General features: G+C 67.0%; 12 protein-coding genes. 7 read left to right on the forward strand and 5 right to left on the reverse strand.

All coding sequences use genetic code 11. From position 1 onward, the window contains the following. Positions 1-47: 47 nt before the first annotated feature. Entirely contained in the window at positions 48-1,760 is a 1,713-nt protein-coding gene (locus DAT37_RS03785) for an MFS transporter (RefSeq protein WP_232839479.1), read from the reverse strand. Positions 1,761-1,874: 114 nt separating this feature from the next. On the opposite strand from DAT37_RS03785, the gene DAT37_RS03790 reads away from it, so the two are divergent. The 6 genes from DAT37_RS03790 to DAT37_RS03815 all read left to right on the forward strand — a co-directional run bounded on the left by DAT37_RS03790 (position 1,875) and on the right by DAT37_RS03815 (position 8,775). Next, positions 1,875-2,378, forward strand: coding sequence for a MarR family winged helix-turn-helix transcriptional regulator (locus DAT37_RS03790; protein ID WP_109523179.1), 504 nt, complete (start codon positions 1,875-1,877; stop codon positions 2,376-2,378). A 405-nt stretch (positions 2,379-2,783) separates the two neighbouring features. Further along, a complete protein-coding gene (dnaK, locus tag DAT37_RS03795; RefSeq protein ID WP_109523180.1) occupies positions 2,784-4,631 on the forward strand; it encodes a molecular chaperone DnaK in 1,848 nt (615 codons plus the stop codon). After that, positions 4,628-5,242, forward strand: a complete 615-nt coding sequence (grpE, locus tag DAT37_RS03800; RefSeq protein ID WP_109523181.1) for a nucleotide exchange factor GrpE — start codon at positions 4,628-4,630, stop codon at positions 5,240-5,242. Before dnaK ends, grpE begins: the two co-directional genes overlap by 4 nt. Before the next feature lie 57 nt (positions 5,243-5,299). Continuing rightward, positions 5,300-6,457 carry a molecular chaperone DnaJ gene (dnaJ, locus tag DAT37_RS03805; RefSeq protein WP_109523182.1) on the forward strand — a complete coding sequence of 386 codons (1,158 nt, stop codon included), beginning with the start codon at positions 5,300-5,302 and terminating at the stop codon, positions 6,455-6,457. After that, complete coding sequence (locus DAT37_RS03810; protein WP_109523183.1) at positions 6,457-6,858, forward strand: heat shock protein transcriptional repressor HspR; 402 nt, start codon at positions 6,457-6,459, stop codon at positions 6,856-6,858. Before dnaJ ends, DAT37_RS03810 begins: the two co-directional genes overlap by 1 nt. Before the next feature lie 747 nt (positions 6,859-7,605). Further along, positions 7,606-8,775: a globin domain-containing protein gene (locus DAT37_RS03815; protein WP_109523184.1), complete on the forward strand. Its 1,170-nt coding sequence runs from the start codon at positions 7,606-7,608 to the stop codon at positions 8,773-8,775. 126 nt (positions 8,776-8,901) lie between these two features. Here the strand turns inward: DAT37_RS03815 and DAT37_RS03820 are convergent, their stop codons facing one another. The 4 genes from DAT37_RS03820 to DAT37_RS03835 all read right to left on the reverse strand — a co-directional run bounded on the left by DAT37_RS03820 (position 8,902) and on the right by DAT37_RS03835 (position 13,121). Further along, positions 8,902-9,690, reverse strand: coding sequence for an FAD-binding oxidoreductase (locus tag DAT37_RS03820; protein WP_109523296.1), 789 nt, complete (start codon positions 9,688-9,690; stop codon positions 8,902-8,904). 166 nt (positions 9,691-9,856) lie between these two features. After that, positions 9,857-11,014, reverse strand: a complete 1,158-nt coding sequence (locus DAT37_RS03825) for an FAD-binding oxidoreductase (RefSeq protein WP_109523185.1) — start codon at positions 11,012-11,014, stop codon at positions 9,857-9,859. Positions 11,015-11,262: 248 nt separating this feature from the next. Continuing rightward, positions 11,263-12,174, reverse strand: a complete 912-nt coding sequence (locus DAT37_RS03830; protein WP_198654058.1) for an LLM class flavin-dependent oxidoreductase — start codon at positions 12,172-12,174, stop codon at positions 11,263-11,265. An 11-nt stretch (positions 12,175-12,185) separates the two neighbouring features. Next, positions 12,186-13,121 carry an NADP-dependent oxidoreductase gene (locus tag DAT37_RS03835; RefSeq protein WP_109523186.1) on the reverse strand — a complete coding sequence of 312 codons (936 nt, stop codon included), beginning with the start codon at positions 13,119-13,121 and terminating at the stop codon, positions 12,186-12,188. 373 nt (positions 13,122-13,494) lie between these two features. On the opposite strand from DAT37_RS03835, the gene DAT37_RS03840 reads away from it, so the two are divergent. Next, positions 13,495-13,637: Clp protease N-terminal domain-containing protein (locus DAT37_RS03840; RefSeq protein ID WP_157978257.1), on the forward strand; the 143-nt coding region annotated here is incomplete at its 3' end.

A 13,637-nucleotide genomic window follows, 5' to 3' on the forward strand; every position in this document is an offset into this window, starting at 1 on the left:
GGCGGTATCCACCGTCGATCGGCCGCGCCCCACGACCAGTACGTCCATCACACGGGTGCTCCTTCCTGAACCTGGTCGTCCATGTCGTATTCGCGCGTTTCGAGTTTGGCCTCGCGCGGCAGGGCCAGGAATCCGAGGCAGACCAGAGCGAGCAGGCCGATTCCGAACCAGAGCGTGTAGCGGAAGGTGTGGGCGAAGTTCACCGCGTTGGCCTCGCTCCCGGCGTCGGTGAGTATCTGTCCGACGGTCCCGCCCTCCGGTCCGGCGGTGGAAACGCAGCTGTCCGGGATCGCGGTGGGATCGACCTGCGCGGACCGATCGCGCACGCAGGCGGCGAAATCGGCGAGTATCTGCCGCACACCGGGTTCCGGTACCCCCGCCGCGCTGAGTTCGGCGCGCACCTGCGGGACCACCGCTTCCACGCCGCGCGCGGAATCGTGATCGAGTTGGGTGAAGAAGACGACGCCCACCAACGCGACGCCGAGCGCGGTGCCCAATTGCTGGCCGGTGTTGAGCAGGCCCGACGCCGACCCGGCCTCGCGCGCGGGCACCTGCCCCAGCAGCAGATCGATGGTCGGCGCGACCACCATGCCGAAGCCCGCGCCGGTCAGCAGCAGCGGGAAAACCATCTGCGAGGAGTTCATGTCCGCGCCGTAGTGGGCGGCGAGCCAGCCGTAGAGGCCGAACCCGGCGGCGTTCGTCAGGCCGCCCGCGATCAGCACCCGCCTGCCGAAACGCGGCGCGAGCGCGCCGACCGACACCCCCGCCCCGACACCCGCGCCGACCGCGAAGAACACCGAGGTGAGCCCGGCCCGCATCGGTGACCAGCCCAGACCCGCCTGCATGAACAGCGTCCACACCAGGAAGAAGCCGCCGAGCCCGATCCAGAATGTCAGCCAGCTGCCGAGTCCGAGGGCGAAGGGGCGTGATCGGAACAGGTCGAGGTCGACCAGCGGCGAGCCCACGGTCCGCGCTCGTCGCCGCTCGTAGGCGATGAAGGCCGCGAAGGTGGCCGCCGCCGCCGCCATCATGACGAAAGTCCATGCGGGCCAATCGAGTCGGCGTCCTTCGGCGAGCGGGAAGACGAGCAGCAGTATCGCTGCGATCGCGAGCACCATGCCGACGACGTCGAGTCGCGGCGGGTTGGGTGAGCGGGAATCGTTCATGAACACGGCGGCCGCGACGAGCGCGACGATGCCCACCGGAATATTGACCAGGAAGATCGGCCGCCACGCCGATCCGAACAGATCCCACTCCACGAGCACCCCGCCCAGGGCCAGACCGACCGCCGAGGCGGATCCACCGACGCCGCTGTAGATCGCGATCGCCTTCGCCTGTTCTTTTCTCTGAAAAGTAGTACGGATAATCGCGAGGATCTGGGGAACCATCAGCGCCCCCATCGCGCCCTGGGCGAAACGTGAGGCGATGAGCGCGGCGGGATCGGCGCTCAGTCCGCAGGCCGCCGAGGCGAGGGTGAAACCGGCCATGCCGACGAGGAAGACGCGTTTGCGCCCGTAGATGTCGCCGAGCCGGCCGCCGGTGATGAGCACCGCGGCGAAGGACAGGACGTAGGCGGCGATGATCCATTCCAGCTGCGAGTACTCGGCTCCCAGATCGTTCTGGATGCTGGGGATCGCGACATTGACGATCGTGACGTCGAGCAGGTCCATGAAGCCCGCCGCCAGGACGACGGCGAAGGCGATCCAGCGTCGCGGATCCTGCGTGGGCGAGTCGGGCGGGTTTTCGAGGTCGGGTTCCACGGCGTTCTCTCTTCGATTCGATGGGATGTGCCGACTCCCAAACTATGCACCTCTAGTGACTATCAATCAAGATGGCAATCCTTAAGTGTGCATTAAGTGCGCTATGCTAGCGGGGTGACCGACGTCGACCCGTCCCCCGCGTCGCTGTTCGAGCGCCCGGCCTTCCTGCTCGGTCAGCTCGGTTCGTATACCGCGGGCCGCTTCTCCGACCTGCTCGAACCCGCGGGTATCGGCCCCCGCCATTTCGGCATGCTCCGGCTGTTGCGCGAGCACGACGGGCAATCGCAGCAGCAGCTGTGCGAGACCCTCGGCATCCATCGCAATGTCATGGTCGGACTGGTCGACGAGCTGGAGAAACGCGAACTGGTCGAGCGCCGCAAACATCCCACCGACCGGCGCGCCCACGCGGTCTATCTGCTGCCCTCGGCCCACGAGGTGCTGGCCCGCGCGTACGAAGCCGTCGACGCCCTGGAGGCGGAACTGTTCGCGAATTTCGGCGCGCGGGACAGGGCTACGCTGCTCGCGCTGCTGCAACGGCTGTCGGTGGACAACGGGTTGCGTCGCGGCATCCATCCCGGACTCACCGGCGACCGGAGCGCGCCACCGCCCTGTAGCTGAACGTTCGGCGACACCCCGCTCGGCGACACTCGGGATCGTCGGGTCACAACTGGCGCACATTGTCGCGGCGCGGTGGCGGGCGTGTGCCCGTCTGACGAGAATGGCGGCGCGGGCGGACTTTCTTCGGCGTCCGGGAATCTTTTCGGCCGACCGCCCGTTGAGCCTTTCGACAAGGTTGAGTGATATCGACTCAAGTTCAAGTTGACTCCCGGACGGAATCGGGTGCAGGATTGAGCCGACCACACTCAGCATTGCTGGGACCGTGCTCCGTGAGGTGTCTGGGGCGAGGTCTCGCGGCAGTGGTGTACCCGAGGGCGGAAACGCCCGACTCGGGCCCACCGCGTCGCAGGGCGGCCCCCCGCCCGGCACCCACACGACAAGTTTCGTCAACTAGGAGGAATCACCATGGCTCGTGCGGTCGGAATCGACCTCGGGACCACGAACTCGGTCGTCGCCGTTCTCGAAGGCGGCGAGCCCGTTGTGGTCGCCAACTCTGAAGGATCGCGCACCACCCCGTCCGTCGTCGCGTTCGCCAAGAACGGTGAGGTCCTCGTCGGCCAGCCGGCGAAGAACCAGGCGGTCACCAACGTCGACCGCACCATCCGCTCCGTGAAGCGCCACATCGGCACCGACTGGAACGTCGAGATCGACGGGAAGAGCTACACCCCGCAGGAGATCAGCGCGCGCACGCTGATGAAGCTCAAGCGCGACGCGGAGTCCTACCTGGGCGAGGAGATCACCGACGCGGTGATCACCGTCCCCGCCTACTTCGAGGACGCCCAGCGCCAGGCCACCAAGGAAGCCGGCCAGATCGCCGGTCTGAACGTGCTGCGCATCGTCAACGAGCCCACCGCCGCGGCCCTGGCCTACGGCCTGGACAAGGGTGACAAGGAACAGACCATCCTGGTCTTCGACCTCGGTGGCGGTACCTTCGACGTCTCGCTGCTGGAAATCGGTGAGGGCGTCGTCGAGGTCCGCGCGACCTCCGGTGACAACCACCTCGGTGGCGACGACTGGGACGAGCGCGTCGTCTCCTGGCTGGTCGACAAGTTCAAGGCCAGCGCCGGCATCGACCTGACCAAGGACAAGATGGCGCTGCAGCGGCTGCGCGAGGCCGCCGAGAAGGCCAAGATCGAGCTCAGCTCCTCGCAGAGCACCTCGATCAACCTGCCCTACATCACCGTCGACGCCGACAAGAACCCGTTGTTCCTCGACGAGCAGCTGACCCGCGCCGAATTCCAGAAGATCACCTCGGACCTGCTCGACCGCACCCGCGCGCCGTTCCAGTCCGTGATCAAGGACGCGGGCATCTCGGTCAAGGACATCGACCACGTCGTGCTCGTGGGTGGTTCCACCCGCATGCCTGCCGTCACCGAGCTCGTCAAGGAGCTCACCGGCGGTCAGGAGCCGAACAAGGGCGTGAACCCGGACGAGGTCGTCGCCGTCGGCGCGGCTCTCCAGGCCGGTGTGCTCAAGGGTGAGGTCAAGGACGTCCTGCTGCTCGATGTGACCCCGCTGTCGCTGGGCATCGAGACCAAGGGCGGGGTGATGACCAAGCTCATCGAGCGCAACACCACCATCCCGACCAAGCGCTCGGAGACCTTCACCACGGCCGACGACAACCAGCCGTCGGTGCAGATCCAGGTGTTCCAGGGTGAGCGCGAGATCGCCTCGCACAACAAGCTGCTCGGATCGTTCGAGCTGACCGGTATCCCGCCGGCCCCGCGCGGCGTGCCGCAGATCGAGGTCACCTTCGACATCGACGCCAACGGCATCGTCCACGTGACGGCCAAGGACAAGGGCACCGGCAAGGAGAACACGATCAAGATCCAGGACGGCTCCGGCCTGTCCAAGGAGGAGATCGACCGGATGGTCAAGGACGCCGAGGCGCATGCCGCCGAGGACAAGGCCCGCCGCGAGGAGGCCGAGACCCGCAACCAGGCCGAGTCGCTGGTGCACCAGACCGAGAAGTTCATCAAGGACAACGAGGACAAGGTGCCCGCGGACGTGAAGTCCAAGGTCGAGGCGGCTATCGCCGAGGCGAACGAGGCGCTGAAGGGCACCGATATCGCGGCCGTGAAGGCCGCGGTGGAGAAGCTCGCCACCGAATCGCAGGCGCTGGGACAGGCCATCTACGAGGCGTCGGCCGCTGAGCAGTCCGCCAACGGCAACGGCACGCCGAACCCCGCCGACGATGACCAGGTCGTGGATGCCGAGGTCGTCGACGAGCCGGTCGACACGGAGAAGAAGTGACTCAGGGCAACTCCGAGCAGGAGCCGATCACCGTCGTCGACAACAGGAAGATCGATCCGGAGACCGGTGAGATCAGGGAGCAGGCGGCCGAGAACGGTTCGGCCGCCGCTCCCGAGCCTGCCGACACCAGCGGTGAGCTCGCCGAGCGCACCGCCGACCTGCAACGGTTGACGGCCGAATACGCCAACTACCGCCGTCGCGTCGATCGCGATCGCAAGACCGCGGTCGACGCGGCGAAGGCCTCGGTGGTCACCGAACTGCTCGGAGTGCTCGACGATCTCGACCGGGCCAGGGCGCACGGCGATCTGGAGACCGGACCGCTGCGTTCGGTGGCCGACAAGCTCGCCGACGCGCTGCGCAAGCAGGGCCTCGAGGAGTTCGGGGCCGAGGGCGATCCCTTCGACCCGACCCTGCACGAGGCCGTGCAGCACGAGGGTTCCGGGCACGATCCGGTGATCGGCATCGTCATGCGCAAGGGTTATCGATTCGGCGACAGGGTGCTTCGGCACGCGCTCGTCGCAGTGACCGACGCGGTGGCCGACACGGCCGAACCGGTCGAGCCATCCGAGACAGAGGCTTCGGATGCTGATGCCGAAGCGAACAACCGGTAGACCCGCGGGAAGCCGCGAACGCCGAGTATCCGACACCGTGAGAGGAGGAGAGACCGGGTGAGTCAACGGGAGTGGATCGAAAAGGACTTCTACAAGGAACTGGGTGTCTCCTCCAGCGCCTCGCAGGACGAGATCAAGAAGGCGTATCGCAAGCTCGCCCGTGATCTGCATCCGGACGCCAATCCGGGTGACGCCAAGGCAGAAGAGCGGTTCAAGACCGTCAGCGAGGCGCACGCCGTGCTGTCGGATCCGGCCAAACGCAAGGAGTACGACGACACCCGCAAGTTGTTCGCGGGTGGCGGCTACGGTCGCGGCGGGTTCACCCCCGGTGCGGCGGGCGGATTCTCGCAGGATTTCAATATCGGCGACATCTTCGGCAACGCCAACGCGGGCGACGGTGGCCTCGGCGACCTGCTGGGTGGTCTGTTCAATCGGGGCGGCGCGCGGACGACGAACCGTCCGCGCCGCGGCGCCGATGTGGAGACCGAGACGACACTCGGGTTCCGCGAGGCCGCGCAGGGCGTCACCGTTCCACTGCGGATGACCAGTCCGTCGCCGTGCACCACCTGTCACGGCAGCGGCGCGAAGCCGGGGACAAGTCCCCGGGTCTGCCCGCATTGCAACGGCGCGGGCGTCATCAGCCGCAATCAGGGCGCGTTCGGCTTCAGCGAGCCGTGCGACGACTGCCGGGGCACCGGATCGATCATCGACGATCCCTGTGTCGACTGCCGTGGCACCGGCATCCAGAACCGGACCCGCACCATCACGGTGCGGATTCCGCCCGGAGTCGGTGACGGGCAGCGGATCCGGCTGGCCGGACAGGGTGAGGCGGGATTACGCGGCGCGCCCTCGGGCGATCTGTACGTGAGCGTGCACGTCAGCCAGGACAAGGTATTCGGCCGCAACGGCGACGACCTGACCCTGGTGCTGCCGGTCAGTTACAGTGAGTTGGTCCTGGGGACAACGGTTTCCGTGCCGACGCTGGAGGGTCGGGTCGGGGTCAAGGTGCCTCCGGGCACGGCCGACGGCCGGATTCTGCGGGTGCGCGGGCGCGGTGTGCCCAAGCGCGGCGGCGGCGCCGGTGACCTGCTGGTCACCGTCAAGGTCGCGGTGCCGCAGAAGCTCGACGACAGTGCCGCCGAAGCGCTGCGACGCTACGCGGAGGCGGAACAGACCAGCGGGTTCGATCCCCGCGCCGGATGGGCAGGTGCGTAATGTCCACTGATCCGAAGAAGGCCTCCGGTGGGGCCTCGCGTGCCGAGTTCTTCATGATCTCGGTGGCGGCCCAGTTGGCGGGCATGCACGCGCAGACTCTGCGCACCTATGACCGCCTCGGACTGGTGACGCCGCAACGCACTTCGGGCGGCGGGCGGCGTTATTCGGCCAGGGATGTGGAGCTGCTGCGCGAAGTGCAGCGACTGTCCCAGGACGAGGGCGTCAACCTGGCGGGTATCAAACGGATCATCGAATTGACCAACCAGGTGGAGGAGTTGCAGCAGACCGTCGCCGAGATGGCGGCCGAGCTGGAACGACTGCGTGCGGGGTACCGGCCGGATTTCGCGCCGCCGCAACGCAGTACCGCACTGGTGGTGTGGAAACCACGCCACCAGCGCTGAGTTCACGAAAACTTCGGGCCCCGGCCCGGCGCACTTCGCGTGTGCCGGAGTCCGGGGCCCGAAGTCGTTTCGCGGGAGGCCGCGCCCGTTTTCCACAGCTGTGCAAGCCCCCTGTTCACACCTGTGGACAAATACACGCCTCCCGATTCGGGATCGTGTCGTGATTGGCGGGCCGGCGTCGCGGTGGTGCGTGCCGATCGGGGGAAACCATTCGGCAAACTCCCGATAGGGGTCCCGATTTCCGGTCCGCGTCGGAAATGGCCGGACTCCCCGGGATTTCCCCTCCCGCCGAGCGGATTCGTTAGCCGACGGTAAGCGGGTCCGGATCCGAATCCGGTCGTTCGGATTCGGCATCGCGCCGCCGGATCGCAGGCCGCGCCGCAGCCCTCGCCCCGCTCGCGTAACGCCTCCGCTCGCCCCGTGTCGGCGGCGGGTGACGGCGCTCGAGTTGCCGAAAAGTCGCTCCGTGGACCGGATTCGGACGAAGCATGCAAAACGGATCGTGCGAATTCGGTAGATGGATGTCCGAATTGACCTGGTATTAACGGTCTTTCAGTCGGTTTCTCGCGTGTTTCTCATTATCCATCCTCGTTTCGTGGAAATTACACGCTTGATGTTTAACAGTGACGTTCCGTAGCTGGCAAACCTCGCCTACACTCCTTGGCATCGGCTGCTGACGAGTGTCCCGCGGCACCTCACTCGCTGGCACGTTATGTGTTCCGAGTGCGAAATGGGGTTGTGACGCAAATGGATTCGCGCACCGTCGCTTTGATCAGAACCACGTTCAAGGCGGTTGCTGCGGAGGAGGGGGGTCCGGAGAAACTGGCCAGTTCGTTCTATGCGACATTGTTCACGGACTACCCCCACGTCCGCGATTTCTTTCCCGCGGCGATGGACTCGCAGCGTGACCGGCTGGTCAAGGCCATCTCCTACACGCTCGATCGGCTCGAGGAGCCGAACAAGTTACTACCCTTCCTCGCCCAACTGGGGCGCGACCATCGCAAATACGGCGTCAAGCCGGAACATTACGTCGCGGTGGCCACCTCGCTGAAAACCGCGATGCGCCGCTTCGCCGGTACCGAGATGTGGACCGACGAGGTCGAACAGGCCTGGGACGACGGATTGACCGTCATCGCCGAGACCATGATCGGCGCGGCCGATCAGGAGAAGACGCCCGCGGTCTGGTCGGGCACCGTCGTCGAGTCCCGTTCGGTGCTGCGCAATCTCACCGTCGTGCGGCTGCAACTGGACAAACCGATGAGCTATGCCGCCGGGCAGTACATGAGTGTGCAGGTGCCGTCCCGGCCCCGGATGTGGCGTTACCTCTCACCCGCCGTGCCCGCGAACGCCAACTGCGAGATCGAATTCCACATTCGCAGCGTGCTCGGCGGCTGGGTCAGCCCGGCCATCGTCGGCCAGACCCAGCTGGGGGAGACCTGGCTGCTCGGTTCGCCGCTCGGCGGTCTCGGGGTGCCGCGCAACACCAAGCGCAAGATGCTGATGATCGGCTGCGGCACCGGAATCGCGCCACTGCGCGCGCAGATCATGTCGATGGCGCAGCGGCGGACCAATCCCAAGGTGCACCTGTTCGTCGGCGGTCACTATCCGTGCGACCTGTACGACCTCGAGACGCTGAGCCGACTGGCCGTGGCGAACAAATGGCTCACCGTCACCCCGGTAGCGGAGAACGACCAGAACCCGTGGTGGTACGTCGATTCCGGCGAGCCCACACCGGAATTCCCCGGTCTGGAACCACGGATGACGGGACAGATCGGCAAGATCGTCGCGGGTTTCGGGTCGTGGGCAGATCGCGATGTGCAGATCGTCGGTTCGCCATCGATGGTGCAGACCACCAAGTTCCGGCTGATGGCGGCCGGTACCGAGACGAAGAACATCCGGCACGATCCGCTGTTCTGACCGGATCCCGCCCGGCGGCGGCTCTTCGTCCGGGCGAAGGCCGGGATCCAGGCGGGTGACTACTATCCGCGAGTCTGCGAATGGATCCCGGCCTTCGCCTGGACGATGATCACCGCACCGGGTGGATCAGAGTCCTTCGACCTGGATGCGCTCTGCGGGGGTCCCGGTCTCGAGCAGACGATCCACCGTCGATCGCGTCATCCCGGGCGACCCGCAGACCAGCACCTGATGCGAGGTGAAAGCCCCGTGCGAGCCGACCACATCGGCGAGGCTGCCCTGGAGCAACTCGTCCTGTGAGAAGCCGATATCGACCTGGGAACGCCGGTGCCACTCATCGATCCAGGAGGGATCCTCGGTGTTGTCCACCACCGGAACCACGGTGAGCCAGGGGAGTTCTTCCGCGAGGAGAGTCAGCATATCGGCGGCGTACAGATCGCGCGGGTAGCGTCCGCCGACGAACAGATAGGTACGCGGCGGCTCGGGACGTCTGGCCAGTTCCAGGATCATCGCCCGCATCGGCGCGAGGCCGGTGCCGCCCGCGATCATCACCACGTCGTCGCCGTCCGGATCGACCCGGAAGGAACCCGCGGGAGCCGAGATCCGCCATTCGTCACCGGCTTCGGTATCGACGACCAGTTGGCCGCTGAGCCATCCGCCCGGCACCGTCCGCACGTGGAATTCCAGTTTTCCGTCGAGCGAGGGCGGGAGAGCGGGCGAGAGCCGACGCCGCACCTCCGGCTGCTGCGGCACCCTGACCTCCACCGACTGCCCCGCGGCGAAGGGTACGAATTCACCGATCAGCCGGATCACGGCGACATCGTGGCGCAACCGGTGGTGCCCGACGACCGTCGCGGTCCACTCGGGCGTCGCCTCGAACGGCGCGGCGCCGTTGCCGAGCATGCTCGGATCCGTCATCAGTTCTCCTGTGTCCAGCGGGTGTGCCCGCATGCCGTCGCCGTGGTCGGCATCCGGCGATCATGCCGCATCGGCGCGCACGTGTCCGTGGGGCCGGGTGGTCGCCATCGCGCGGGTGAGCGCCGTGCGGTTCGCGTCGATCGGTCGCCCGGAAGTGGATCGAGGCTCATACCGGATCGGCGCTGATGATGTGCTCCGGCGTGCCGACGGCGATCAAGGCCCTGCGGGTGTCCTCGATCATGCGCGCCGAACCGGCGATCTGGATCTGGCGATCGGCCCACGCGCCGAAGCTGGCGACCACCGCGCCCAGATTCCCGATCAGCCGCCGATGCATGCCGTACGGGGCATCGGACGGCGGATGCGGGTACCACCACGGGTTGGTCTTCTGCTCGCATACCGGCACGATGGTGAGCCACGGATTGCTCTGCGAGAGCTGCCACATGTTCTCCACGTCGTACAGGTCGCACGGATAGCGGCCGCCGATGAAGAAATGCACCCTCGGATTGATACCGCGCTGACCCATCTCGATGAGCTGAGCGCGCAGCGGCGCGATACCGGTGCCCGCGCCGATCAACAGCACGTCCCGGCCGCTCTCGCGGTCGATATGCAATCCGCCGAGCGGACCTGCCACCTGCCAGCGGTCGCCGACCTTGGTCTCGTTGACGATCGCCGGGCTGACCCAGCCGCCCCGGATCTTGCGGACGTGGAATTCGATCTCGCCGTACGGATTGGCCGGGATCGCGGGCGAGAAGTACCGCCACATCTTCGGCCGCTGCGGTATCGCGACCGGCACGTACTGGCCCGCTTGGAAGGGGATCACGCCGTCGGATTGCAGTCGGACGATCGCGAGATCCTCCAGCACCCGGCGATGGCCGACCACCGTCGCCTCCCAGAAGGGCTGCGATTTGTCGGAGTTGGCGCCGATGGCCATCGACGCCGAGATCAGGATCGTGATGTCGGTCCAGCCCTCTTCGAGGCCGCGATGCCAGCCCGCGCCGTTGAAAACCCGGAACGCGGTGAGCAGGGCGCGGCCCGCCGCGTCGTAGTGTGCGGCCGTCACCCCGTATTTGCGGTGGTCACGTGCCAATTGTTCCAGGAACTTCTGCGCCCGCGACCAATCCTCCAGATTGTCGAGGACGAACTGGATCGCGGTCACCAAACGTTTCGCCTGCATGTCCATCGCGGGCGGGAAGAGCTCGCGTAACTGCGGGTTATCCGCGAACAGGTGACCGTAGAACGCGCTGATCAACCGCTCGGACCCGTGCGGTGATTCGATCACCGCACGGAAATTGGCGCGGACCAGCGCTGCCGAACGCGCATCCACGACGTGGAGCTTCCTTTCCCTCGTGTAGCTCAGGGACGTATCCGTAACCGGCGGTCCGCCGTCAAGTATCCCTGAAAAATCCCGTGGTCGTGTGGGTATGGGGCCGGGTGGGCCCGCTCGACGGTGAACCGTGGGCAAACCCGGCCGGATAACCCCACGACAAACGGTCGAGGGGGCGTCGGATCCACCCGATGGGAATTATGAGGCCAAGCAGCGCGAATCAGCACGCTGGGGTCGGCGCACCCCGGTCATCGAGCCGCGGTCTCGGCACGAACGGCCGGGACCACCTGTTCAGCGTACCGGCGGATCTGATCGAGCGGTTCGCCCTCGATCGGCCAGAAGACGAATCCGTCGACGCGCTGGTCGCGGTGCAGAGCGACCAGGTCGTCGACCCAGCGCGCCACGGGCCCCTCGAGAAAACCGTGATCGGTTCGGTCGTCGGTGATGGTGCCGGAGACGTTGTAAACGCGGCGTACCTCGGCCGGGTCCCGTCCGGCGGTCGCGGCGGCCTCATCGATGCGTTTGTTGGCCTCGTCGAGGAATTCCGGCGGGGCCCAGCTCGAGGACGGGAGCCAGCCGTCGGCGGCGTATCCGGTCAGGGCCAGCATCCTCGGCCCCTTCGCGCCGAGCCAGATGCCGGGCCGGTGCCGGGGGGTCGGTCCGGGGTGCGCGCCGTCGAGGGTGTGGAAATTGCCGACCACCCGCACCGCGCGTTCGTCGCTCCACATGGCGCGCACCACCGCGATCGCCTCGCCGAGGGCCCGCACCGCGTCGCCGTCGCTGAGCCGGGGACCGCCCATGGCGGCGACGGCGTCCCTGAACGCCCCCGCGCCCAATCCGAGATGCACGCGGCCTTCGGTCATGATGTCCAGTGACGCGACGGATTTGGCGAGAACCGCCGGATTGCGCAACGGCAGGTTCGCGACATCGGGGAAGTAGCTGATGCGCGAGGTGCGCACGGCCAGCGCCGTGATCAGCGTCCAGGTATCGAGGAATCGGCGCTGGTACGGGTGATCCTGGATGCCGATCAGATCCAGACCCACGCCGTCGGCGTATTCGGCCACCGTGAGCAATTGCGCGTAGTCGTCGGCCTCGGGGATCAGGAAGAGGCCGAATTCGATATCCGCGTCGCGCTTTTCGTGCCGGAAGGGGAATCGCACCGACTCGCCGTTCAGATGGCCAGCACCGTCTTGCCGCGCGCGCCCGGCGCGCCGATCACCGACGCCGCCTCCGACAGCGGCACGGTGGCGGCGACGGGGATCACCACGTCGCCCTCGTCCACCCGGTGCAGCAGCCGCGCCAGCTCGGGCGCGGCGCCACGGGATTCGATATTGCCGCCCCGGATCTCGCGCTCGCGCAGACGCTGTTCGTCGGCGGATCCGATGGTCGAGTAGACCGCGCCGCCCGTGCGGACGAGTCGGGTCAGATCGGCCAGCGCGTCCGGCGCACTGACCAGGTCGAACAGCACGTCCACGCCGTCCGGATGGGTGAAGCGCACCGAATCCTCGACGGGGGCCCGGTGGTAGTCGACGGTTTCGGCCGCGCCGAGCCGCGCCATCTGGTCGGCGTCGGCGGGTCCGGCGGTGGCGATGACGTGCGCGCCCGCGATATTGGACAGCTGAACCAGGAAGGACCCGACACCGCCGGTCGCCCCGACGATCAACACCTTCTGCCCCGGCCGGATGGCGGCCGCGTCGACCATGTCCTGCGCGGTGACCCCGGCCGTCGGTAGCGCCGCGGCGGCCAGCGTGGTGATCTTCGCCGGGATATGGACCAGTGTGGCGTCCTCGGGTAGCACCGAGTATTCGGCGAAGCTGCCGTGGCCTGCCGGTGGCACCAGGAATTTGCCCACCACGCGGTCGCCGACCTCGAATCGAGTGACGCCGGCACCGACGGCAGACACCGTGCCCGCGCCGTCGACCCCGAGGATCATCGGGAAGTCGTGCGGCAGTGCGTTCTTCAGGTAGCCGGTGGCCATGCGCAGGTCGAAGGGGTTGACGCCCGCCGCGGTCAGTTGCACCTGGACCGCCCCCGCGCCCGGTTCGGGTACCGGCATCTCCGCGGTCTCCATCGGCTCTCCGAATTTCCGTACCACGATCGCGCGCATCGACTGGCTCCTTGTCCGGGATCAATACTGAGACGTCAACTAACGGCGGTTACCTCGTTGTCGGCGGCCGTGCCTGTCTCCGGCCGAGCGCGTGGGCCGCGGTGCCCGCGTTCACTAAGCAATCCCTACACCACGCGCGCCCGGATTCATCGCATTCGGAAGTGAGCGGCGTAGCGTTCAGCACCGGACGCGGCCGCGGACGACACCCGTTCGGAACCCGGCGAAAATTGTCGAACTTGAGCGGAACAGACTCAACCTTTTGGACGTTGGACGGTGTGAACGCGGCATCGGAAAGCGGGCCGGGCTCGACGCCCGATCCCGGGGCCGGGCCGTGTGAATGGACACCGTGAATCAATGACGTAGGAAGGTGCTCGTGGACTCGTTCAATCCCACCACCAAGACCCAGGCGGCTTTGACCGCCGCTTTGCAGGCGGCTTCGGCCGCGGGTAATCCGGAGATTCGTCCGGCGCATTTGCTGGTGGCGTTGCTGGATCAGACCGACGGCATCGCCGCCCC

This window comes from Nocardia aurea (assembly GCF_003123685.1).
In the GTDB taxonomy this organism is placed as follows: domain Bacteria; phylum Actinomycetota; class Actinomycetes; order Mycobacteriales; family Mycobacteriaceae; genus Nocardia; species Nocardia aurea.

Excerpts from the sequence above, each read along its gene's own strand:
- DAT37_RS03815 (WP_109523184.1), top strand. The coding sequence starts at position 7,606 with ATGGATTCGCGCACCGTCGCTTTGATCAGAACCACGTTCAAGGCGGTT.
- DAT37_RS03835 (WP_109523186.1), bottom strand. The coding sequence starts at position 13,121 with ATGCGCGCGATCGTGGTACGGAAATTCGGAGAGCCGATGGAGACCGCG.
- DAT37_RS03810 (WP_109523183.1), top strand. The coding sequence starts at position 6,457 with ATGTCCACTGATCCGAAGAAGGCCTCCGGTGGGGCCTCGCGTGCCGAG.
- DAT37_RS03820 (WP_109523296.1), bottom strand. The coding sequence starts at position 9,690 with ATGACGGATCCGAGCATGCTCGGCAACGGCGCCGCGCCGTTCGAGGCG.
- dnaK (WP_109523180.1), top strand. The coding sequence starts at position 2,784 with ATGGCTCGTGCGGTCGGAATCGACCTCGGGACCACGAACTCGGTCGTC.